Source organism: Taibaiella sp. KBW10 (assembly GCF_003852495.1).
In the GTDB taxonomy this organism is placed as follows: Bacteria; Bacteroidota; Bacteroidia; order Chitinophagales; family Chitinophagaceae; genus Edaphocola.
Genome location: NZ_QAJI01000005.1, coordinates 19,581 through 42,284, shown reverse-complemented (window position 1 = coordinate 42,284; position 22,704 = coordinate 19,581). Strand labels below are relative to the sequence as shown.

Here is a 22,704-nt window from a genome sequence, read left to right as displayed (position 1 = left end):
CCCCTTTTTATTTCTTTTTATTGTTGCCGGTATGCTCTTCGTTAATGATCCTGCTTACCAGTAAATCTTTCCTCCCTCTTCAAAGATTTTTACAAATCCAACTTGCGTAAACCAATATCTATATAATCTGATCGTTCCCGTTTCGCCATGCAGTTTGTAAAAATGAGAAGGACTGTTGCTATTATCGGTTTCGGGATACAAGTCATAGGTTACAGCATCAAGCTTCTTAGTATCCCAGCCCCCTTTTTTAAGAATGGAAATAATCGCTAAGTCTTTTTTATGATAGGCAAGTTCGCTATAAACCTGTCGCTCAAAGGCTGCTGCTTCCGGATTGAATGCACTCGAAATATATATAGAGTCTGTGGTAAGCTTACGGACAACCCCTTTTTGTGTTTTTGTCCCATCGGCAAATTCAAGATCATAGCATGCCTGCTCAAAGATCATAATGGAATCTGAAGGATGCTGTTTTGAAACCAAGATCCATTTGTTATGTCCCGTTGCCATAAAAGCTTTGCTTATGGAATCGTTCTTAAATACCACTGCTTGTTGGGCACTGTCAAGATTATAGTAGGGGATGGGTTTGGTCGCAGTGATGATTTCGATAAAATCTATATCACTCATTGCTACATTGGCTTTTTGAGGGATCATAGGAGGATCCTGATATACCATTCCTTTCAAGGTGTCATTTTCTATTCGGAACTTTTCTCCCAGGTGTATACTTCTTTTTTTCTTTGAATTATTCAAATGTACAATGGCATAATTGTAACTGTAATTTCCGATCCACACTTTATTACTGTCTTTATCCAAACAAAGAATTGCGGATTTAAAAGTATTACTTTGATACTGTTGTTGAAGTTCCTTTTTGCTCAGGTATATATTTTTGAAGCTGGAGCATAGCAGCACAATAAATATACTCAGGTATTGTATCTTTTTCATGGAACAGAATATCTTTATATCTTTAATGAATAAATAAAAATAGTATAAACAACGGACGGTCATTAAAGATCGTTTATTATTTATACTATCCGTTTCAGGCATTTAAGTCCTGATTATTTCTTGCTGAACATACCTTTGATCATATCCATAGGACTGCCGCCCAGCATACCCATAAGGCTGCTCATATCAAACTTTCCGGCCAGGATATCATCCATTTTGTCCTGAAACATAGGAGGCACTTTGGTTTTTACAAAAGCCAGCATTACTTCTGTGGCTTTGGCCGCCTGCTCTTCCGTCAGGTTTGCTTTTTCTACTAATTCTTTTACTAATTGTTCCATGATATAAATTAAGATTTTTTACTGCGAATAATTTTATAAACCCTTATAGCACTCATCAGGGCGATAATGAAAATGACTAATCCGATGAGCCCATAAATCCAGCTCATGGCATCTTTTACTGAAACCAAGAATACGATAATCACCAGAAAAATGGTGGCGACCTCATTCCAGATACGGAGCTGCATAGAACTGTAGGTATAGACCCGGCGCATCTGTTGTTTGAAAATATGATGCAGGAAAAAGAAATATACATACAGACCCAGTACAAAACATAGTTTTACCCAAAGCCAGCTCGGAACACTATTGAAATACCCGAACTTGTACATCACTACCGGCCCGAATACAGCCGTTAACAGCGCAGAGGGAATCGTAATGCCGCGCCACAAGCGCTTCATCATAATTTCAAACTGCTGCGTCAATACTTTTTTGGCTTCCTCCGAAGGATTACTCTGGGCTTCCGTATTGTATATAAACAGCCTGGGCATATAAAATATACCGGCAAACCAGGTAATGACAAAGATGATATGTAGCGCCTTAAGGTATAGCATTAAAAAGGAATCGGCAATACTGAGAATGAAAAAATATGTTTTGCTTAAACCGAAGAATGCTTCTTGCCCCATTCGCCTTTGCGTAAAGGATCATAAGGTCTGAAGCATTTTCCGGTACTAAAATTTATGCGTGTCTGTCTGCGGTTTAAAACGCAGCATTTTTCGGTGTCCGTGGGAATGGGATTACGTCACGGATATTGGTCATACCCGTGATGAATAAAACCATACGCTCAAATCCTAAACCAAAGCCGGCATGCGGTGCCGTACCAAAACGACGGCTGTCCAGATACCAGTACATTTCTGCAGTTGGGATATCCATTTCGGCCATACGCTTGGTCAGATGGTCTAAACGTTCCTCTCTTTGAGAACCACCTACGATCTCACCGATACCCGGTGCCAGGATATCCATGGCTGCTACCGTTTTTCCGTCGTCATTCAGGCGCATATAAAAGGCCTTGATGTCTTTAGGGTAGTCGGTCACAATCACCGGTTTTTTGAAATGTTTTTCTACCAGGAAGCGCTCATGCTCACTTTGCAGATCAATACCCCAGGCCACATCATACTTAAATTGTTTTTTCTGATATGGTTTGGATTGTAATAAAATCTCGATGGCCTGTGTATAGGTGATGCGTTCAAATTGATTATCGATCACAAATTGCAGCTTCTCGAGCAAACCCATTTCACTGCGTTCGTTAGCCGGTTTCTGTTTTTCTTCATTGATCAGGCGCTCATCCAGGAATTTAAGATCTTCCATATTGTTGTCCAGTACATGCTTGATGATATACTGGATAAAGGATTCCGCCAGATTCATATTGTCTTCCAGATCATTGAAAGCAACTTCCGGTTCTACCATCCAGAATTCCGCCAGGTGGCGCGTGGTATTAGAGTTTTCGGCACGGAAAGTGGGCCCGAAGGTATATACTTCTCCAAAGGCCATGGCTGCCAGTTCCGCTTCCAACTGACCGCTAACGGTAAGGTTTGTGCTTTTGCCAAAAAAGTCTTCTGTAAAATCGATCTCCCCATTTTCCAAACGAGGGGGATTGTCAAAAGGTAAGGTCGTAACCCGGAACATCTCTCCGGCGCCTTCGGCATCCGAAGCCGTCACAATAGGGGTATGTAAGTATACAAAACCCTTATCATTAAAGAATTTATGAATGGCATAAGCAATGCTGTGGCGCACGCGGAAGACCGCACCGAACACATTCGTGCGGAACCGTAAGTGAGCTATTTCTCTTAAATATTCTAAACTGGGTCTGTTCTTAGCCTGTAGAGGGAACTCTTCCGGATTACATTCTCCTAAAAGCGTTACGCTGTTTGCAACCACTTCTACCGTCTGACCTTTACCCTGCGATGCGATTACGGTACCCTCAATACTTAAGGCAGCACCGGTTTGAATGCTTTTCAATAAAGATTCATCCGTTGTTTCCGGATTGATCACCACTTGGATATTATGGATAATCGAGCCATCATTCAGGGCAATAAACTGGTTATTACGGAAAGAACGCACCCATCCTTTAAGGTTTACGGAATAATCTACTTGTTCGCTGGTTAATATGTCTTTGATTTTCGTTCTCACGATTTCGGAGTTTTATAAATAAAAAATGTCGGGCAAAGGTACACAATACCCCATAAATATTAAGCGTTCATCAAATCTCTTATGGCTACAGAGGCTACCGCACCGCCAAAGGCAGCAGGTACATAAGAAATAGTACCATAGAACGATTTCTTAAAATTGGTATTATCGGTCAGCATTAAGGATTCTTTTACCGGCAATTCATCGGAGAACACTACTTTCACGCCTTTATAGACCTGGTATTTTTTTAGTCTTTTGCGTACTTTCATTGCGAAAGGACAGTTAAAGGTTTTGGAAATATCCGTCACTTGTAAACGGGTAGGATCCAGTTTGCCGCCCGCACCCATAGAACTTACAAAACGAATGCCCCTGTTGTGCGCAATGCGTATGAACGTCGCCTTTGGGGTAAAACTATCAATCGCATCGATTACATAATCAGGATTGCTATCCAGCAGTTCTTCTACTTTCTCAGGAGTAATAAACTCCTTAACCACGATCAACTCCAGTTCCGGATTGATGGCTTTCAGCCTTTCCGCCATGATGTCGGCTTTAGAAACCCCATGATTGGTGGCTAAAGCGGGCAGTTGACGGTTTCGGTTGGTCGGATCAACGACATCCCCATCAATAATGGTCATTTTGCCAACGCCGGAACGGCATATAAATTCTGCGGCATAAGAACCTACGCCACCCAGGCCAACGACCATCACATGGCTGTTGATTAATCGATCTAAAGCCTCGTCACCAATAAGAAGTGTTGTCCGGGACAACCAACTTTTATCTTGCATACCTAAAAATGTTTTGATAATTTTTTTCAATTTGCAAAATAAGGGCATCCAATGGAAAATTCAGCATTTCTGCTGCTCTTTTATATACGTCTTCGATTAAAAGTTCGGGCTGGTCATCTGTTTCAAAGCACATTTGCGTTACAGGAATCTCCCGAAAAGTATCTGCATAGCTTTCTTTAAGCAATTGATGACCGAAAGAAAGGAAATAACCCCGGGCCAAAAGCATTTTAGCCGTTTCGGTATTTTTATTAAAACCGTGAAAGACCACGGGCACCTTTGCCGCCTTTAATAAAAGCAGGCATTCCTGGTAAGCCTTTACACAATGAATAATCAGCGGTTTCTGCAGGGTATTGGCCAGTGCGATTTGTTTCTCAAAATATTCGGTTTGGATCTCCCATGGCGTATCACAGGCCTTATCCAGGCCACACTCCCCGATTGCCAATACATTGGGGCGATCTGCATATTCCAGTAGTGCTTTCCATTGCACTTCCGCATCATCGAGATACCAGGGGTGCAGGCCCAGGCTGCATTGAGGAAGGGTTACACTTTGGTCAAAATGGGTGCTCCTGCTAATGATTTCATCTGCAGCAGTACCATGGCTTCTATGGGTATGTATATTGTGCATAAGGAGGGATGCCTTTTGGAGCATATTGTTCAATAACAAATGTATCAATTTTAGGGGAATACATTTTTGGTAAAATGTGGGGTTATTGTCGTGCTGACAAACGCGTCATTTCAATAATGTTTTGAGATGACTCATTTCGCTTCGCTATACTCGAAAAGACATCAAAAAAGCGACTCTCTTTCGAAAGTCGCTCCTCTATTCAATCACAATTAAAAAATTATTTTTTACCGAACATACCCATGATGTCGTCGATGACATTCCCGTCTTTGTTTTTATCTAAAAAACCGGAAACCATATCAATCAATCCGCCGCCCTGACCCTGGCTTTGTGTTTGTCCGCCACCGAGGCTACCGGCCAAACCACCAATCAGGTCGCCTAAGCCACCCGAATTCGTAACATTGTTGTTTTGTTTCTGTTTGCTCAGATAGCCCAAAACGATAGGTGCTAACATCGCAATGATGGGTCCGATCTTTTGCATGCTAATGCCGGAAGATTGGGATACACCACTCTGTACTTGTTCTACCTGATTGCCGAAGATATGTCCCAAAATACCGGAACCATCTTGTTGGGCGGCATCGCTGTTGCCAAAAAAGCCCTGAATGTTATCTAAAACGCTGCCGTCATGCTTCGATTCCAAAGCACTGTTTAATGCTTCTGCCCCTTCCGGAGTTTGTGCATTGCGCCCCAGACCGCCAAGGATCATTGGTACTGCTGCCTGCACTGCAGACACCGCCTGGTTCTGATCCAATCCAAACTGGCTGGAAATATTACTTACGATTTGTTGCCCTGTGGCGCTGTTTAACAATTCAGAGACGTTCATGTTTTGTTGTTTTTAAATTTACACCAAGTTACAGCACTAAATCATATGTTGCGCTAATTCAGATCAGAATGACAATAAATTAACGAAAACCTTAGCTTCGGTTAAAGCATAAATCGGCCACCAGTTGCTCCGGCAGTTTTGGTAAATCTCCCCTTGGCATCAGGAAGGAACTGATCTCTGCTATTTCCTTAAAGATTACATGGCTTTCTGCTGCCGATTTCAGATAAGCAGCACCCGAACTGCCTCCAGTACCCACACGCTTGCCAATAGCGCGTTGCACCATATGAATATGGCGATAACGCCACATTGATAATTGCTCATCTACCTCCAGCAATAAATCCAGTAATTCAAAAGGCAGGTGTAACAAAGGATAGTCGCGATACAACATGATGAACAAAGCATTTTTCATCGCCAGTTGGCTTAATCTTCTTCCGGCGGGGTATTGGTCAGGATTGATAAACAACTGATCAAATACCTCCAGGTTTGCTTGTTCATTAGGCGATAAGCCCGAAGCATAAGTCGCGCGGTATACATCCCAGAAATTTCCATTTTCGCCCAACCAGTATTCCGATTTGTGGGCAAAAGGCATGCGCTCCAGCCAACCATTTAATAAAACAACCAAAGAGATTTGCCCTTCAGCACTTTTTACCCGGTTAATGTCGGCTTCGTTCAGTTGAGATAAATAGTATTCATGTCCGAAACGGTTTTCATATTCCAGACCCAGTAAGGCTTCCACAATTTTAAACTGTATGCTTTGGAAACCCGATGCCGGACGCAACAGATCACGGAAGTCTAAGAAATCCAATGGGGTCATAGTCTCTAGAACAGAGATTTGTGCCACCAGGATTTCCAGGATTTTAATGATGCGTTTTAAGCGGGAAACTGCATTGAAAATGTCGGCCGAATTATCGGAAACATTGGGCTGTTTGAAGATGTCACGGATAATATTGATCTCATGTAAGATCTGTTTAAACCATAATTCATACGTCTGATGAATGATGATAAACAACATCTCATCATCTGCTTTGATGCCTTCCTTGGCGCTTTCCGGAAACTGGGCTTCCAGAATTTTGTCTAATTGTAAGTATTCGCTGTAGTATACGGGTGGCCGCTGTTTCTTATCCATTTGTATAAAATAATTTTAATGATACTGATGTACTGTTTATCCTAAATATTTGCCTACAATCGGCATTCTTCTGCCAATACCGAAGGACTTGGGTGATACCCTGATGATCGGGCAAAACTGGTTTCTTTTATATTCGTTCCGGTTGATCATCGTGATGACCCGCTTCACCAAATCCGTATCAAATCCCTGCGCGATAATATCCTGAGGACTTTGTCTGCGCTCGACATACTGATAAATGATGGTATCCAGAATACTGTAGTCCGGTAAGCTGTCACTATCTTTTTGATCAGGCCTCAGCTCTGCAGATGGTGGTTTCGTGATGATATGCTCCGGTATAATCTCTTTGTCACGGTTAAGGTATCTGGCCAGTTCAAATACCTGCATTTTGTAGACATCCCCTAACACGGCAATGCCGCCGGCCATATCGCCATATAGTGTACCATAGCCGGTTGCCAGTTCACTTTTATTAGAAGTATTGAGCAATATATAATTGAATTTATTGGCCAAAGCCATAACAAGTGTCCCTCTTGTACGCGCCTGTATATTTTCTTCTGTTACGTTAAAAGGCAAATCCTTAAAAACCGGTTCCAGGCTGCTTTCAAAGGCATCGTAGACCTTTTTAATAGGAATAATATCGTAGTGGTTATTCAGGTTTTTGGAGAGCTGTTCGGCATCGCTGACCGAGTGCCCGGTAGAGAATTGAGACGGCATCAGCAAAGCATGTACATTTTCCGGTCCCAAAGCTTCACAGGCTAAAGCCAGCGTAACGGCACTATCAATACCGCCAGAACTGGCGACAACTGCTTTTTTAAAACCCATTTTTTCAAAATACTGCCTGATGCCCATCACCAATGCCTGGTGTATGCGGTCAATATTTAAAGTATAATCAAAGGTAACCGGATTACAAGGTGCCAGTGGTAAGGTTTCTACCGGCTTCACTACCGGAAGTTGCAGCTTACTATCGGTAAAATCTACGGCAACAAGTACCTCTTCAAAATAAGGGCATTCTTTGAGGATGTTTCCCTGTGCATCTGCGATTAAAGAACCGCCATCAAATACGATTTCTGTTTGTGAGCCTACGGTATTACAGTAGAGCATAGGCAATTGATATTGTACACAATTTTTGCTTACGACCCACAAGCGGTCTTCTGCATGGGTATAATCAAAAGGAGAAGCACTGAGGTTGATCATGAGATCCGGCGACTGTTCGATCAGTTTTTCCATGGGTGAAAAACGATACATCAGGTCATCTTCCATATCCCAAATGTCTTCACAAATGGTTACAGCCAGTTTCAATCCTTTGAAAGAAACGATAGACCAATCGAAGGAGGGTTCAAAATAGCGATACTCGTCAAAAATATCATAATTGGGCAGCAAGGTCTTATTGATGATCTGCTGCACTTTATTTTCATAAATAAAATAGGCACTGTTGAATAAATTCTTTCCCTGTGGTACAGGATTCCGGCTCGGTGCTCCGACCAGTACAGCAATTTCGCCCGCTTCTTTACAGATCAGGTCAATGCTTTGCTGGCAGGCATCTATAAAATCGTCGAACTCTAAAAAATCCCTTGGCGGATAGCCACAAATGGCCAATTCCGGAAACACAATCAGTTCGCCGCCTTGTGCTTTTGCCGTTTTAATGGCATCGATAATTTTAGCAGTATTGTAGGCAAAATCGCCGATAATATAGTTTTGTTGCGCCAGGAAGATATTCATTACTGTAGAGATATTCTTTAAAAATTAATGAAAGAAAAGATAACCGACCAAAATAGCCGTGACCAGGCCAATACCATCGGCCAGTAGGCCGCAAAGCAAGGCATAACGGGTATTCTTAACGTTTATACTGCCAAAGTAAACGGCCAGTACATAAAAGGTCGTCTCGGTAGAACCCTGGATGATAGATGCGATTTTGGCCGGAAAGGAATTGACGCCGTATTGCTTCATCACATCGACCATTAAGCCACGTGCACCGCCGCCACTCAGGGGCTTCATAAAAGCCACGGGCAATGCCGGTACAAAATCGGTATTCAAGCCTAATCCGGCTACGATAAAGGCAATACCGCCAACCAAATAATCCATACAACCGGAGTTGCGGAATACGCTAATGGCGGCCAGCATAGCGACCAGATAGGGGATGATCTTTATCGCCGTCGTGAATCCTTCTTTGGCCCCTTCGATAAAGAGGTCATATACGTTTAACTTCTTAATAAAGCCGGCGGTTAAAAAAGTAATGATGATAAGTAGAATAACCATGCTTCCAATGAGCCCTACATATTTGCTCATCTGCTCGGGTGGAAACTGCTGCAACCAAAAAGCCAGGCCGAAAATTAAGCCGCCAAAACCTAAAATAAAAATAAGAACCGGCCATTTAAAGATATTAATGCGCTGAAAGGCAGCGGTGATCAGGATTCCGGCAGTAAAGGCCACAAACGTAGAGATCAGAATCGGCAGAAAAATATCGGCAGCATTAAGGCCTTTAATCCCTTGCTCAATAGCCATAGATTGTCTGATGGCAATAACCGAAGAGGGGATTAACGTGATCCCGGCGGTATTCAATACGAGAAACATAATCTGGGCATCGCTTGCAGTATCTTTCTTAGGATTGAGCTCCTGTAAGTCTCCCATGGCTTTCAGTCCTAAAGGAGTTGCGGCATTGTCCAGTCCCAGCATATTGGCCGAGAAATTCATCGCAATATTACCATAAGCGGTATGTCCTTTGGGAACGCCCCGGAATAAGGTCTTAAAAAAAGGTTGCACTCCGCGGGCAAATACATTGACGATGCCGGCACCTTCCCCGATCTTCATAAAACCCAACCACAGCGCCATGATACCGGTAAGGCCTATAGAAATTTCGAATCCCGTTTTGGCACTGTCAAACAAGCCGGTCATCATGGTAGAGAAAATATCCATCTGACCCAGAAAGGCCAGTTTGTACAGGGCTACAAGAAACCCGATGAGGAAAAATCCTATCCAAATATAGTTTAATACCATAGTGTAAAATATGAGACGAAAATAAACTATTTAAGGATAAGGAAAGCGATTTTTTAGGCTTTACCCTTGCATAAACCAGGGAAGAGGAACGCGGCAAAAATGGAAAAACATGAGTATGAGGAGGGAACAGGCACAATGCTTGTTTATTGGGGCGCACAACAATGCATCTTTTCTGATTTCAGTTCCGGGCTGAGATAGGGGATGCCCAGGTTTAAACCTCTTAAAATAAGCAACAGACCCATAAGGCCGATGAGGTATGGGCCGGCGCGGCGAATGCTATTCCGGAAACGGATGCTGATGAAATTGCCTAAAAGGCTAAGCGACATCATCGCGGGGAGGGTGCCCATACCAAAAGCCATCATAAACAGCGTGCTCTCCCATTGATGGCTCGTGGCAAAGGCGCCAGCCAAAGCCATGTATACCATGCCACAAGGTAATAATCCATTGAGCAGGCCAATTAAAAATACGGAACCGGTTTTTTTGTTTTGGTATAATTGTCCTAAAGCCTGGAGTACTGTTTTTCGCCAGGGTACTTTTACAGAGAATCCGTTTGCGGCACCAAGCCGGACAGGCAGCAGGGTAAATAAGAGATAAGCCAGGAATATACTGCCAACCGCAATGGATATTTTTTGTTGCCAGCCGAAGAAGGCAAATTGCTTGCTCGCGAAACCCAGTATGTATCCTAAAATGCCATAGGTGACCACCCGGCCCAGATTGTAGAGCAGTATGCCCCATACTTTTTTGAAGCCCTTCAAATGTTGTACGGGTAATGAGAGCGCCAGCGGCCCACACATGCCGATACAATGGAAACTCCCTAAAAAGCCCATGGCTAATGCCGGTATAAGGATAGCGGTATGCATCGTGTTATCGTTTTTTGAAAGGAATCTCTGTTCCGAATGTTTTCCCGTTCATGGCCCACTCTATCTGAATGAGGTAGCTGCCACTACGCAGGAACTGCGCTTGTATGACCTGTAAGCCTTTGCCATCAATACTTATGGGCGTTCTGTAATCTTTTTTGCTATCCGAAGGATTGTAACAATAAATCGTTCCGGTTATAGATTGCCCGATACATTCTGTAGGGAAAGCCAGTAAAATAATGCCCTTACCATCATCATGAATACGAACAGAATCCGATAATTGATTGGCGTGGGTGCGGGCATCTATTTTTTGTTGAAATTTAAGCTCTTCCGCATAGTAATTCTCGGTCACTAATTCGGCAGACATTTGCTGTGATTGATAGACCAGAAAAATAATACCGGAGGCGCCTAATATAAAAACGATCACTAAAGCCGTGCCCCAATTCCAGAATCCGTAAGGTTTTTTTGTTTTCATTGTTATGGTTTGTGTTGTCATTGAAAAAAGAGGATTAGCTTCTTTGTGGCATTGGGCCTAAGAAGGTGGTTTTAAGATACAAGACCAGTTTTCCGTTTTGGTATACGCCTACTTTGAGTTTTTCTTTTCTGTTTTGTAAGGCAGAACGGGGCAGTACAATAAAAAAGTTAGAAGCACCCTGGCTTTCGGGTTTCATAGTAATCTCTTGTTTACCGACCATAGCAATGGTACCCTGCCGGTCTTCTAATTGTAAGGTGAGGTCAAATTGGTCGAAGGTTTTGTTGATGAATTTGATATTATACAGATTTGAAATACTATCTGTGCCCCGTTCCTGATACAACATACCGGCAGAGCGGATGATGCTGCCATCTACATTTTCACTATTAAAGAGCAATACAGCGATCCCCATTATTATCGCAAGTAGCGCGGCAGTATAGGCTTTCAACTTTGGGCTGAACGTGCTTTTCTTCCCTTCGGCAATATTATTTTCCGAATCGTAACGGATCAGGCCAAGTGGGCGGTTTATGTTTTTCATCATCGCATCGCAGGCATCTATACAAGCGGTGCAGTTGACACATTCCAGCTGTGTGCCATTGCGGATGTCAATACCCGTAGGGCAAACTTTTACACATTGGTCACAATCGATGCAATCGCCGGCATCTCCCTGTACTTTCCGGAATTTGGCTTTCGGTTCTCCCCGTTTATAATCATAGGCAACAACAATAGAGTCCTTGTCGAGAAGTACACTTTGCAAGCGGCCGTAAGGACAAATGTTTGTGCAGACGAGCTCCCGCAGAAATGCAAATACACCATAGAAGACGCCGGTAAACACCAGGATGGCCATAAATCCCCCGAGGTGTTGTGCAATCGGTTCGGTCATCAGCTCAAATAAAGCTGCAGTGCCGATGATATAGGCCAGAAAGGTATTGGCTATGAGTAAAGAAATGAGGAGAAAAAGGCTGTGTTTCAGTATTCTTTTACCTGCTTTTTTTGGCGTCCATGCTTGCTTGCGTAACCATCGCTGCCGGGCGGCATCGCCGTCAATCAAGTATTCTATTCTCCGGAAAAGCGATTCTAAAAATATGGTTTGCGGACAGATCCATCCGCAGAAAATGCGGCCGTAGGCCATGGTGAACAAAGCAATGGCGAGAATAGCGGCTACCATGATAAGTCCGAAAATAAAAAAATCCTGAGGCCAGAAGATGGCGCCGAATATAATGAACTTCCCTTCGGGTATGTTGAATAACAATACCGGCTTTCCATGAATGCGCAGGAACGGTAAGCCGAAGAATAAGGCAAAATAGAAATAGCTGAGCCAATAGCGTGCACGGGTAAACTTGCCTTTGGGTTTTGTAGGAAAAATCCATTTCCGCTTACCTTTTTCGTCTATATTAGAGAGATCGTCTCTGAAACTGTGCTCACTTTCTTTAAGGAATGCCATGGCTTAATAATTATAAAGAATCTCAATCGGATAACTCGGTCGGCGTTGTCTTGAAGTGCCGAACCTAATCGCAATGATGCTTGTCGCCGATTTTATCGGGGGTCTGGGTACAGGTATTTTTAAAATAAGGGCCGTTCTGAAGAATCAAAACAGCCCTATTTTTCAACTCAAAACAAAAAGGTTAAGACTGTGTATGTGCTGCTGTTGCACCGGTTACTGTTTTCGTGCTATCTTCTGCCGGCATCTTGTTTTCGGCTTTGTATAACTCCCCTTGAGGGGCTTTGGCCGTTGCGGGTTTCGTGCCGTGCAGGGTTTCTATAAAACTCGCAATCTGTTGGATCTGTCTTGGCGTATAATCATCCTTCCAGGATTTCATGCCCTTCTCGGGTACACCGACCGTAATTGTTCTGAAAATATTTTTAATACCACCTCCGTGTAACCAATAATCATCGGTTAGGTTGGGTCCGACTGTGCCACCTCCATCTGCGCTATGGCAGGCCGCACACACTTGTACGAATATGGTTTTACCGGCTTCGATATCGGCTGCGTCGGTGAGGCTGGTTACGGTATTTTCATCTACCTTATTGGCTGCTGAGGCAAGATAGGCGAGCTTTGCGGCTTCTCCATTCTGTACCTCTATTGCATATTCCTGAAACTGATCCGGTGCGGTTTTGGCAATGTCAAAACGATAAAAATAAATGATCCCTATGACTACGGAGAGCGCGAAACCTGCCATCCACCAGGGTGGAGTAGGATTATCCAGCTCTTCAATGCCATCATAACTATGGCCCCAGTTTGCTTCCGCTTCGGAGGCAGGGTCAAGCGATTTCGTCGCATTCAGCTTTTCAAACCAATGGATGCTTTTCGATTTTTTTGCTGCTTTTTTCTTTTCTAAACCGACCAGGAAACGGATGGTTGAAATGAGTATAATGATGATTAATGCTTCTAACAGAAACACCCCGAACAGAAAATAAAATAGCGTAGGATTCATGCCACCAATGAGTGTTATGGCTTCGGCAGCAGGAGCAGCTTCGGTTGTCGCTTCCTGCGCGGAGGTATGATACCCGGTCAGCAACAGGAGCGGCAATAAAACCGAGACGATCTTGCTGCCCTTGTTTTTACTGTTTGCAGCTTGCTTTTTGGATTTATAATATTCCAGCGAGGTTGCGACAATCCGGCCTAGGAAAATAATTACAAACAATAGGACGATGAGTATCGTGAGCATAATGATGGCTACCGGATTCGCCAGGGCTGCAAAGGCACCTTCTTCGGCTCCGCTTGTGACCGAAGTCGTGCTGGCCGCGAAAAGCAAGTTGGGACAGAGCAGTAAGCCTGTTAGTACAGTCGTTAGGGAAAGAGATTTCTTCATCGATCGTTCTTTATTAAAATATGATTTAAACATTGCCATCGTCAAGGGGTATGTTTTTGATGTGTTCTATAGTCTGTTTACTTTTACTGAAAATCAGGATGCTGGCCAGTACAAAAATGAGTACAAACAAGATCAGCGTGAATAAAGGATAAACACTGATGCCGTCTATGGAGCTTAAATAATTTTTGAATTTCATAACTTGTTTTTTGTGCCGGACCTCCGGTCTGATGGCCTGATAAATTAATTGCTTAGAGCGGCATTAAGGCTGTCTTTATTATCTTTTTTGATGTCCGTGCCAAGTCTTTGCATATAAGCAATCAGTGCAACGATCTCATCGGTAGTGTGCACCTTTATTTTTTCTTTCTCAAGACTTTCTTGGATGCCTTTCGCTTGCTTTTCGAGATCATCATTCGCGATTGCATCGTAGCCTTTGGCATACGGTACGCCCAGTCTGGTCATCGCATTGATCATTGCGGCTGTTTTGGTTTTGTCGATGCGATCACTAAACAACCATGGGTAGCTAGGCATGATAGATCCTGCAGTCATAGAGGTTGGGTCTAGCATATGATTGTAATGCCAGCTGTCGGGATATTTGCCCCCTAATCTTGCCAGGTCGGGCCCCGTTCTTTTAGATCCCCATTGGTAGGGATGGTCATATACGAATTCGCCGGCTTTAGAATAGTCTCCGTAACGCGCCACTTCATGGCGGAACGGTCTGATCATTTGGGAGTGACAGGTATAACACCCCTCCCTGATATAAATATTGCGGCCATGTAGTTCCAGTGGCGTATAGGGCTTCACGGAAGAGATGGTAGGGATATTTGATTTTACCAAAAAGGTAGGCACCATTTCTACAATACCGCCGATGACTACTGCGATTAAGGCAAAGACCAACATTTGTACCGGGCGGCGTTCAATCCAGTTATGCCAGTGTTCTTTAGCTACTTTGGGCATTACCTTTGGTAAAGGTGCTGCATGAGCTGCTTCCTGTGCGAGAAAGCTTCCTTTTTTAGTGGTTTTTACAATATTGTAAATCAATAAAAAGATGCCGGACACATACAATAAGCCGCCCACACCGCGCAAGGCATACATAGGAACAATGGTGGTTACTGTTTCGATGAACTGGTATTTAAGGGTTCCTTCCGGTGTAAATTGTTTCCACATGAAGTGCTGTGTCAGTGCGGCCCAATACATAGGAATAACATACAGGATAATACCTAAAGTTCCGATCCAAAAGTGTGTATTGGCCAGTTTCTTAGAAAATAATTCGGTACGGTATAAGCGTGGGAACAACCAGTATAAGGCACCGAATGCTAAAAAGCCATTCCAACCCAATGCGCCTACATGCACATGCGCAATCGTCCAGTCCGTATAGTGGCTGATGGCGTTGACCGATTTCAAAGACAGCATAGGACCTTCGAAGGTGGCCATGCCATAACAAGTCAGGGCGACTACAAAAAATTTCAATATAGGTTCATCCCTTACCTTATCCCATGCACCCCTTAAGGTTAAAAGACCATTGAGCATGCCTCCCCAGGAAGGGGCAATGAGCATGATGGAAAATACAGTACCTAAGGATTGCGCCCAACCGGGTAAGGCCGTGTTTAACAAGTGGTGTGGCCCGGCCCAGATATAGATGAAGATTAAAGACCAGAAGTGTATAATGGACCAGCGGTAAGAATAAACGGGCCGGCCGGATGCTTTGGGTACGAAATAATACATTAAGCCCAGAAAGGGAGTGGTGAGGAAGAAGGCAACCGCATTATGACCGTACCACCATTGTACCAAACCATCCTGAACTCCTGCATACCAGCTGTAGCTGTGCATTCCGGAATAAGGCAGTGCAAAAGAGTTTACGATATGTAACATGGCTACGGCTACCCAGGTACCTATATAGAACCAGATCGCTACGTATAAATGCCGTTCTCTTCTTTTTAAAATGGTACCAAACATATTGATCCCAAACACAACCCATATTAAAGTGATGGCAATGTCCAGCGGCCATTCCAGTTCGGCATACTCTTTGCCTTGTGTAAAGCCCATCCAAAGGCTAAGTGCCCCCAGGAGGATAATGAGTTGCCAGCCCCAGAAATGGATCTTGCTGAGCAGATCGCTATACATTCTGGCTTTTAGCAAACGTTGCAGGGAATAATAGACGCCCATATAAATGATGTTGCCCACGAAAGCAAAAATGACGGCATTGGTGTGTACCGGGCGCATCCTACCGAAGGTAATGGGTGCCCAACCGAGATTTAAGCCGGGGTAAGCCAGTTCAAAGGCAATATAAACACCCGCGAGCATACCGATCAGGCCCCAGAAAATGGCGGCAACGCCGAATAGCCTGACGGTTTTGTTGTCGTAATAAAAATGTTCTACCTGCATTCCTGTGTCCGGAGAACCATTCTCCTTCGCGTCCTTGTTCATAGTTTACGTTAATTATGATTATTGTTTATGGGTGTCAGTTGGTGTTTCCTCCTCAAAAAAAAGTTTATGTGCGGGGGAGTAATCATCCTCAAATTGGCCAGACTTTACCGACCAGATAAAGGCGGCCAGAAAACCGAGTCCGACACAAAGACTAATGCCTAATAAAATGACGAGTACACTCATGGGGCTTGAATTGGATACAAAATTATTTCCTTAGCACGGGCTAGACTATGACAATACTCATTGGAGAACATGACTTTTGTCATGTTCCTGAGTACGCCATTTTAAGCCTAATTGTTTGCTGCGCATATTGCTGATGATATAGGTCAGCAACATGATGCTTAAAGTGCTGCAGGGCATCAGTATGGCAGCAGCTATCGGCGATAGCTTTGCCTGAACGGCAAGGAACAGCCCCACCGCATTATATAAAAAGGAAAAACTGAAACAAAGGATAATAATGCCTTTACTGCTTTTACAAAGCCTGATCAGTTTGTGCAGTATGTGTAATTGATCTCCTTTGAGTATGGCATCGCCTGCCGGGGTAAAAGAATTAGTATCTTCAGCAATACAGATGCCTACATTACTTTGTTTTAAGGCCCCGGCATCATTAAGCCCGTCTCCGATCATGCCTACCACTTGTCCCTGATCCTGTAAGGCCTTTACATAATTCAGTTTGTCGGCAGGCTGTTGTTGAAAGTATAGTTTGGGTCCATCACCCACGATTTTGCGGAACATTGTTTCCTGATGGGGCATATCGCCTGATAACAGCGAGATCTGACTCAGGTGCTGAAGTTGTTGTAATAGTTCCGGTATGCCGCTTCTAATACCTTGGGTCAATACAAAGTAACCTTTGTCTGCTCCACCTATCTTTATAAAAAGAATAGTACCTTTCTGGGGAAGCTCATCCGCAGCGCGTTGCATAAACCCGGCGGTACCGATTTGCACGTGTTTCCCTTTTACGAGCCCGCTTACCCCCAGACCAGCATGTTCTTTAAAGTCGAAGACTTCATAAAGCTCTGTATGCTTCAGTATGGCCCGTACAGGGCGACTCATGGCATGGCTTGTCGGATGGGTGATTGAGGCGATAATATTCTCCTCTTCCTGCGAAAGCCCTGCTCCGAAATGTGCCGCGGTAATCTGCGCGCTTGCGGTTAAGGTACCCGTTTTGTCAAAGACAAGATGGGTAAGGTTTCCGAGCGGTTCAATCACATGGGCATTGCGGAGAAATAGCCCATTCTTGCCGAGTATCCGCAGGATGTAGCCTCTCGTAAAAGTGGCCGTAAGCAGTAGCGCACAGGGGCAGGCAATAATTAGGATAGTGGTGACGGCAGGCCAGATCTTAGCGGGTTCATGATAATACCAATAAATGCCGGCTACCAAGGCAATACCCAATACAATCCAGGTGAAATTTGTTGCAAGGGCATGTACAAACGATTTCGCTTCATGTGCTTTGGTCTCCTGATCTTCTCCCTGATGTTCTTTATTCCATAGGCTGGTAAGGTAACTATGTGCCACCTCTTTTACCACTAATATTTCCATGTCCGATCCCAGTTGTTTTCCTCCGGCATAGATCATTTCTCCCATTTCACGGATTACGGGTACGGATTCCCCGGTTACAAAACTATAGTCTATCTGCGCCTTTCCTTTGGTCAGGATACCATCGGCCGGGATTAATTCATTATTGTGTATTTTCAGGGTATTGCCCGCTTTAATATCAGGTAGGGGGCAAGCGACAATATGCCCATCCTTAACCAAACTTGCTGCAATGGGAAAGTAATCGGTATAATCCCGCTCGAAACTAAGTGCCCCATAGGTTTTATCTTGTAATACCCTGCCGGCAAGCATGAAAAATACAATACCGGATAAGGAATCAAAATAACCACTTCCGTTATTCATCAGTACATCAATAAGGCTTCTGCTGAAGGTCGCGATAATAGCAATGGCTACCGGAAAATCTATATTCACCTGTTTATACCTGATCCCCTTCCATGCAGATTGTAAGAAAACAGAAGCGCAATAAAAAAATACAGGCAGGGAAAGAAGCAGGCTTAAGTACCGGAAAATATTGCCCAGGTACTGTTCCTGCTGTACATCTTCTGAAAAATATTCTGGAAAACTCAGCAGCATGATATTGCCAAAACAAAACCCGGCGACTCCTAATTTATAAATCAGGCTTTTGGCTACTTTCGGTTTGCTTTTTTGCATTTGCTGCAAACTGATGTGTGGCTCATAGCCCAGGCTGGTTAAGAGTTCTACTAATCCGCGAAGGCTTAATTCTGCTTCTTTAAAGATGATACTGGCTTCTTTTTTTAAGAAATTGATATCGGTACGAATGACCCCCTTGTGAATACGGTGTAATTGTTCCAGCAGATACATACAACTACTGCAATGGATATAGGGAATATAGAACGTAATGTGGGTTTCTGCTGTATCTCTGAATTGAATGAGGGCTTGCTGAATCGTAGCCGACTCCAAAAAGGCAAACTTATCTTTTCGGGTCTCCTCCCTTCTATTGATGCCGGCATGTTGATTCAAACTGTAATAAGTACATAAGCCGGTCTCCTGAAGTAAGAGGTATACCGACTGGCAACCGGAACAACAAAATGATTTGTCCTCAAATCGGATTGTATTATTGGGGCAGTCTTCTCCGCAGTGATAGCAGCTTATCTGTAGGGCCTTGCTCCCGGCATATTCCTTAACCATATTCTTTTGTTTTGAGTGGGGGTAGAAAATTTAGAGGGTTTCCTTGAGGGTGTCTTTTTGAAACAGAATATTGATGAGGTCATGCCAGTCCTTTAGTTGCGTAGCGGTTACCTGAAGATCATACCGGAGTATCTGGTACTGGGTGTCCTCCTTGAATCGAATCTTTTGCAAGGTGTCGTTCTTCATATTAGTATATCGTTCCTGGAGTTCCCGATGTTTGCGGGAAAGCAATTTTGGGTTCAGAGCCGTATTTTCCCGGTATCTTTTTTGGGCGTAAATGGTCTTATTGAAATAAGGGAGGATAAGTTGCTCTTCCAGTAGTATGAGTTGCTCACATTCGTCTTTGAATTGGAGGAAGAGGAAGGGTAAGGCTGCATCGGAGGTGCCACTTTCGTGAAGACAATTTTCATGGAGATAGTGCACCTGCAGATGGCTTAGCGACTGGTGCATATGCTCATAACATCTTTGGGCAATGAAGTGGCATAGCTCTTCTTGCCCGAAAGAATTAAAATTGATAAAAGAAACACTCATGATGCGCTTAGCCTGATTCCGTACAAAAGTAGCAGGCATTGTAAGGCTTTCTGCTGACGGATGTCAGGCAGGATTATGATTTTTATCAGTTTCCCGAAATGACAATAGCTGCCCGATCTTCGGGCAGCTATTGGATATTATTTAAAGAGAAGGTTATTTGGTCAGCTTGCTTGTAGGCAGGCTTACTGTGCCCGGGTCTTTCCAAAGACCATCTTTTTCGGCTTTCTTTTTGGCCGTTTCGGCGCGCTTATCACTATCGGGATGAGAACTCATCATTTTTTCAAATGTCTTTGCCTTCGTATTAGACAAGAGTGCCAGTTTTTTGAATGCGGTATAAGAACCCACCACATTATACCCGTTTTCTTTCATGAAGTCGTAAGCATAGGTATCTGCCTCACTTTCTTGTTTGCGGCTATGGGTGGCATCCAACATGGCATTGGCCATTTTACCCAATTGGCTTTCCGTCAGTTGTTGTGCTGTATTAGAAGCAGAAGATGCGACATCCAGCGCTGCTGCTTTCATATAGGCATTTTTCATAGCATCTTTACTGTCTTCATTTTTTACATGGCCTATTTCATGGCCGATAATAGACAACAGTTCATCATCAGTCATAATATCCATCAAAGAAGAGAATACCCTTACACTGCCATCGGCACAGGCAAAGGCATTAATATCGGTAACCAGGTAAACCTTGTAATTTAAAGAAAGTCCATCCTGGCTTTTATGCTTGCCGAAAAGTTTATTCAACCTAATGGTATAAGGATCTTTAGGACCGGCAATTTTGTTGTTTTTGTCCATCCATTCTACCGCTTCTTTGGCATATTTTGCGGCATCGGCATTGGTAAAGGAAGCGGCGGAAACGCCTTTTCCGGCCGCATTAACGGCTTTGTTCAGATTAATTCTTTGCGCAGAGGCAGACAGGCATAGACCGGCGACAAAGGTCGTAAGCAGTACTTTTTTCATGAGTTTTTGTATTTTGGTGTGCCTGACGAAGATAGGGGATACACTTATTAATATAATCACAAAAAAAGAGTGTATGGATTTTCCATACACTCTTTTTGCTTATAAACTAAGATGATTATCGAACAATCGTAATGTCACCTTTTTCTTCATAGATTTTTCCATCAGAACAGTTATACTTGATGATATACATAAACACATCATTATTCAAAGGATTACCGTCTTTATCTTTACCATCCCAACCTTTAGTCATGTTATCATTGTCAAAAATCAGTTGGCCTCTTCTGTTGAACACCTGGAAAGAAACAATTTTCTGTCCTATTTGCAGCACTGGCATAAAGTAGTCATTTCTACCATCACCATTTGGTGTAAATGCTGTCGGCATTCCGATTTCACAACAAGGGTGTACTTTGATCAATACAGAATCTGAAGCAGAACACATGTCTCCGTTAAATACTTTCACTTTTACATACCCTGTTTTTGGTACAATAGCTTCTGCGATATCGTATATACCGGTAGTCGTTTTTCTTAAGTACTCATCAGGCGTCCATACATATTCAAGGTTGTTTCCTGTTGCAGTTGCTTTTAAGGTAACAGTATCTTCTGCACAGAAATCATTCTGACTTACATAAGAGATTTTAACCGTAGGGTTAGGCTTCACTAAAAGTTCTACCGATTTAGAGGTATCTGTACAACCTTTATTCGTTACTATTTTCACACGGTAGCTACCTGCTGCTGTTGCGGCTAAAGTATCGGCACCGGCACCTGGAATAGGGCTGCCATTTCTAAGCCATTGGTAAGTAGCACCTGCTGTTTTTACTGCTCTGAATACATAAGTATCTCCCTGACACATTTTTACCTTATCGTTTTCGTTAAGGGTAACATTAGGTTTAGGATTTACTGTAAGCGTCAGGATGATCTGACTATCACATCTTAAAGCAGCTGTTTTGAAGGTTGTATCATATACACCAGTTTGGTATAATAATCTTCCAAAGAACAGATAAGTTTCACCCGCACATAAAGATTGGCTTACAAATACTCTTTTATCGTCATATCTGATATTAACTGTATCTTTAAAAGTAAATGATTGGGTTACATCACAACCTGCACTTCCGGTATACTCTACAGTATAGAACGTTCCGGTAGCCGGAGGAGGAGGATTGGTTGGAGTTACGGTCATTGTAGGACCTTGACCGATATAAGTACCGTTAGCATCATACCATTTTAACAATGCACTGTTTGCATTTTCGATGATCTGCCAAGGATTGAAAGGTATACTGTCTATAGTATAGAATGGCGTTGTAGCCATAGGAGTATATCTTCTGGAAGAGTTGGTGCTACCAATAGTTCCCCATAAATCTGCAGGAGCCCTGTTAGGGGTGAAGATTTGGTTGGTAACCGATCCTGTAACATCTCTTAAACCTTGAATTGAGTTTCCTCCTGTTCCGGCACCATTTGTGCTCGGACAAGTAGGGGTACCCGGCATATCTGTTGTATGAAACTCGATAATATTTGTTCCTTCATAAAGAATTACCTGGTTTGTTACCTTGTAGGCATTACAAGCTGTTCCGCCATATTTAGGAACCATACAATATTCTACAATAAACCTTCTTTGGCCTGGTGTACCGAAAGTCTGGTATTTTAAGGTACCGCCTTTACTCAAATCTAAATCCTGAAAACCCAGCATGACCACTTTGTTGAGTTGGCCATTTGTAGAGTTTATAGCTGTAGTATATTGATAAGAACTGCTGAGACTGGCTAATGTCGTGTCAAAAGACAAGAAGTTATTACCCGAGATCACACATTTAGTATAGTCTTTTCCATAAAAACTAAAGGTAAAACCTATCGGAATTACTTCGTTGGTAAAATAGTCATCCGAACTCAGGCTGTTTACCTGACCCGTAAAGGATGCACCCATAGTAATGGTATTGCCTCTACAAATTAATGTATCGTCAAAATTTAATCCTATTTGTGCTTGTGCTAACAAACCGGAAAACATTGCGAAAAGCAACATTATGGTATATTTTTTCATCATCATACAGTTTAATATATAAATATTATTTTAAGCTTGCCTTTAATAAGACAGTTGGTAGATAGTCATTGGTTGGTAAAAATATAAAAAAAACCCAAAATAAAGCATTCATGCACTTATGCTTATAAAAGAACCCTTCATTTGCGTCAGCAGCATATCTTTAGGCCGTT

Annotated in this window: 21 protein-coding genes; all 21 read right to left on the bottom strand. The window is 43.1% G+C overall.

Annotation, left to right across the window (positions count from 1 at the left end; translation table 11 throughout):
• Nucleotides 1–54: 54 nt before the first annotated feature.
• Nucleotides 55–936 carry a hypothetical protein gene (locus DBR32_RS10765; RefSeq protein WP_124636342.1) on the bottom strand — a complete coding sequence of 294 codons (882 nt, stop codon included), beginning with the start codon at nucleotides 934–936 and terminating at the stop codon, nucleotides 55–57.
• Between the two features lie 113 nt (nucleotides 937–1,049).
• The gene (locus tag DBR32_RS10760) at nucleotides 1,050–1,274 is read right to left on the bottom strand and encodes a hypothetical protein (RefSeq protein ID WP_124636341.1); all 225 of its coding nucleotides are present in this window, start codon (nucleotides 1,272–1,274) and stop codon (nucleotides 1,050–1,052) included.
• Nucleotides 1,275–1,282: 8 nt separating this feature from the next.
• Nucleotides 1,283–1,894: a CopD family protein gene (locus DBR32_RS10755; protein WP_233559721.1), complete on the bottom strand. Its 612-nt coding sequence runs from the start codon at nucleotides 1,892–1,894 to the stop codon at nucleotides 1,283–1,285.
• A 73-nt stretch (nucleotides 1,895–1,967) separates the two neighbouring features.
• Nucleotides 1,968–3,398 carry an asparagine--tRNA ligase gene (asnS, locus tag DBR32_RS10750; protein WP_233559720.1) on the bottom strand — a complete coding sequence of 477 codons (1,431 nt, stop codon included), beginning with the start codon at nucleotides 3,396–3,398 and terminating at the stop codon, nucleotides 1,968–1,970.
• Between the two features lie 59 nt (nucleotides 3,399–3,457).
• The gene (locus DBR32_RS10745; protein ID WP_124636339.1) at nucleotides 3,458–4,180 is read right to left on the bottom strand and encodes a ThiF family adenylyltransferase; all 723 of its coding nucleotides are present in this window, start codon (nucleotides 4,178–4,180) and stop codon (nucleotides 3,458–3,460) included.
• Complete coding sequence (locus DBR32_RS10740) at nucleotides 4,170–4,805, bottom strand: TatD family hydrolase (protein WP_158605961.1); 636 nt, start codon at nucleotides 4,803–4,805, stop codon at nucleotides 4,170–4,172. Before DBR32_RS10740 ends, DBR32_RS10745 begins: the two co-directional genes overlap by 11 nt.
• A 217-nt stretch (nucleotides 4,806–5,022) precedes the next feature.
• The gene (locus DBR32_RS10735; protein WP_124636337.1) at nucleotides 5,023–5,625 is read right to left on the bottom strand and encodes a DUF937 domain-containing protein; all 603 of its coding nucleotides are present in this window, start codon (nucleotides 5,623–5,625) and stop codon (nucleotides 5,023–5,025) included.
• A 91-nt stretch (nucleotides 5,626–5,716) separates the two neighbouring features.
• On the bottom strand, nucleotides 5,717–6,751 hold the full coding sequence (locus DBR32_RS10730) for a tryptophan 2,3-dioxygenase family protein (RefSeq protein WP_124636336.1): 1,035 nt from the start codon (nucleotides 6,749–6,751) through the stop codon (nucleotides 5,717–5,719).
• A 36-nt stretch (nucleotides 6,752–6,787) separates the two neighbouring features.
• Nucleotides 6,788–8,467: an NAD+ synthase gene (locus DBR32_RS10725; RefSeq protein ID WP_124636335.1), complete on the bottom strand. Its 1,680-nt coding sequence runs from the start codon at nucleotides 8,465–8,467 to the stop codon at nucleotides 6,788–6,790.
• 24 nt (nucleotides 8,468–8,491) lie between these two features.
• Complete coding sequence (locus DBR32_RS10720) at nucleotides 8,492–9,742, bottom strand: nucleoside recognition domain-containing protein (RefSeq protein WP_124636334.1); 1,251 nt, start codon at nucleotides 9,740–9,742, stop codon at nucleotides 8,492–8,494.
• A gap of 143 nt (nucleotides 9,743–9,885) precedes the next feature.
• Entirely contained in the window at nucleotides 9,886–10,602 is a 717-nt protein-coding gene (locus DBR32_RS10715; protein WP_124636333.1) for a sulfite exporter TauE/SafE family protein, read from the bottom strand.
• Nucleotides 10,603–10,606: 4 nt separating this feature from the next.
• Nucleotides 10,607–11,074 carry a FixH family protein gene (locus DBR32_RS10710; RefSeq protein ID WP_158605960.1) on the bottom strand — a complete coding sequence of 156 codons (468 nt, stop codon included), beginning with the start codon at nucleotides 11,072–11,074 and terminating at the stop codon, nucleotides 10,607–10,609.
• Between the two features lie 34 nt (nucleotides 11,075–11,108).
• Nucleotides 11,109–12,515, bottom strand: a complete 1,407-nt coding sequence (gene ccoG, locus DBR32_RS10705) for a cytochrome c oxidase accessory protein CcoG (protein WP_124636331.1) — start codon at nucleotides 12,513–12,515, stop codon at nucleotides 11,109–11,111.
• 181 nt (nucleotides 12,516–12,696) lie between these two features.
• Nucleotides 12,697–13,884: a cbb3-type cytochrome c oxidase N-terminal domain-containing protein gene (locus DBR32_RS10700; protein WP_158605959.1), complete on the bottom strand. Its 1,188-nt coding sequence runs from the start codon at nucleotides 13,882–13,884 to the stop codon at nucleotides 12,697–12,699.
• Nucleotides 13,885–13,909: 25 nt separating this feature from the next.
• A complete protein-coding gene (locus DBR32_RS10695) occupies nucleotides 13,910–14,080 on the bottom strand; it encodes a cbb3-type cytochrome c oxidase subunit 3 (protein WP_124636329.1) in 171 nt (56 codons plus the stop codon).
• A gap of 44 nt (nucleotides 14,081–14,124) precedes the next feature.
• Nucleotides 14,125–16,308, bottom strand: a complete 2,184-nt coding sequence (gene ccoN, locus DBR32_RS10690; protein WP_233559719.1) for a cytochrome-c oxidase, cbb3-type subunit I — start codon at nucleotides 16,306–16,308, stop codon at nucleotides 14,125–14,127.
• 18 nt (nucleotides 16,309–16,326) lie between these two features.
• Nucleotides 16,327–16,491, bottom strand: a complete 165-nt coding sequence (ccoS, locus tag DBR32_RS10685) for a cbb3-type cytochrome oxidase assembly protein CcoS (protein ID WP_124636328.1) — start codon at nucleotides 16,489–16,491, stop codon at nucleotides 16,327–16,329.
• 57 nt (nucleotides 16,492–16,548) lie between these two features.
• On the bottom strand, nucleotides 16,549–19,011 hold the full coding sequence (locus DBR32_RS10680; RefSeq protein WP_124636327.1) for a heavy metal translocating P-type ATPase metal-binding domain-containing protein: 2,463 nt from the start codon (nucleotides 19,009–19,011) through the stop codon (nucleotides 16,549–16,551).
• A gap of 30 nt (nucleotides 19,012–19,041) precedes the next feature.
• Complete coding sequence (locus tag DBR32_RS10675; RefSeq protein WP_124636326.1) at nucleotides 19,042–19,581, bottom strand: hypothetical protein; 540 nt, start codon at nucleotides 19,579–19,581, stop codon at nucleotides 19,042–19,044.
• Between the two features lie 114 nt (nucleotides 19,582–19,695).
• The gene (locus DBR32_RS10670) at nucleotides 19,696–20,505 is read right to left on the bottom strand and encodes a M48 family metallopeptidase (protein WP_124636325.1); all 810 of its coding nucleotides are present in this window, start codon (nucleotides 20,503–20,505) and stop codon (nucleotides 19,696–19,698) included.
• A gap of 115 nt (nucleotides 20,506–20,620) precedes the next feature.
• Nucleotides 20,621–22,516 carry a gliding motility-associated C-terminal domain-containing protein gene (locus DBR32_RS10665; protein ID WP_158605958.1) on the bottom strand — a complete coding sequence of 632 codons (1,896 nt, stop codon included), beginning with the start codon at nucleotides 22,514–22,516 and terminating at the stop codon, nucleotides 20,621–20,623.
• Nucleotides 22,517–22,704 lie beyond the last annotated feature (188 nt).

Coding starts and splice junctions, on each gene's coding strand:
- DBR32_RS10765 (WP_124636342.1), bottom strand. CDS start 936: ATGAAAAAGATACAATACCTGAGTATATTTATTGTGCTGCTATGCTCC.
- DBR32_RS10760 (WP_124636341.1), bottom strand. CDS start 1,274: ATGGAACAATTAGTAAAAGAATTAGTAGAAAAAGCAAACCTGACGGAA.
- DBR32_RS10755 (WP_233559721.1), bottom strand. CDS start 1,894: ATGGGGCAAGAAGCATTCTTCGGTTTAAGCAAAACATATTTTTTCATT.
- DBR32_RS10745 (WP_124636339.1), bottom strand. CDS start 4,180: ATGCAAGATAAAAGTTGGTTGTCCCGGACAACACTTCTTATTGGTGAC.
- DBR32_RS10740 (WP_158605961.1), bottom strand. CDS start 4,805: ATGCACAATATACATACCCATAGAAGCCATGGTACTGCTGCAGATGAA.
- DBR32_RS10735 (WP_124636337.1), bottom strand. CDS start 5,625: ATGAACGTCTCTGAATTGTTAAACAGCGCCACAGGGCAACAAATCGTA.
- DBR32_RS10730 (WP_124636336.1), bottom strand. CDS start 6,751: ATGGATAAGAAACAGCGGCCACCCGTATACTACAGCGAATACTTACAA.
- DBR32_RS10725 (WP_124636335.1), bottom strand. CDS start 8,467: ATGAATATCTTCCTGGCGCAACAAAACTATATTATCGGCGATTTTGCC.
- DBR32_RS10720 (WP_124636334.1), bottom strand. CDS start 9,742: ATGGTATTAAACTATATTTGGATAGGATTTTTCCTCATCGGGTTTCTT.
- DBR32_RS10715 (WP_124636333.1), bottom strand. CDS start 10,602: ATGCATACCGCTATCCTTATACCGGCATTAGCCATGGGCTTTTTAGGG.
- DBR32_RS10710 (WP_158605960.1), bottom strand. CDS start 11,074: ATGAAAACAAAAAAACCTTACGGATTCTGGAATTGGGGCACGGCTTTA.
- ccoG (WP_124636331.1), bottom strand. CDS start 12,515: ATGGCATTCCTTAAAGAAAGTGAGCACAGTTTCAGAGACGATCTCTCT.
- DBR32_RS10700 (WP_158605959.1), bottom strand. CDS start 13,884: ATGAAGAAATCTCTTTCCCTAACGACTGTACTAACAGGCTTACTGCTC.
- DBR32_RS10695 (WP_124636329.1), bottom strand. CDS start 14,080: ATGAAATTCAAAAATTATTTAAGCTCCATAGACGGCATCAGTGTTTAT.
- ccoN (WP_233559719.1), bottom strand. CDS start 16,308: ATGAACAAGGACGCGAAGGAGAATGGTTCTCCGGACACAGGAATGCAG.
- ccoS (WP_124636328.1), bottom strand. CDS start 16,491: ATGAGTGTACTCGTCATTTTATTAGGCATTAGTCTTTGTGTCGGACTC.
- DBR32_RS10680 (WP_124636327.1), bottom strand. CDS start 19,011: ATGGTTAAGGAATATGCCGGGAGCAAGGCCCTACAGATAAGCTGCTAT.
- DBR32_RS10675 (WP_124636326.1), bottom strand. CDS start 19,581: ATGCCTGCTACTTTTGTACGGAATCAGGCTAAGCGCATCATGAGTGTT.
- DBR32_RS10670 (WP_124636325.1), bottom strand. CDS start 20,505: ATGAAAAAAGTACTGCTTACGACCTTTGTCGCCGGTCTATGCCTGTCT.
- DBR32_RS10665 (WP_158605958.1), bottom strand. CDS start 22,516: ATGTTGCTTTTCGCAATGTTTTCCGGTTTGTTAGCACAAGCACAAATA.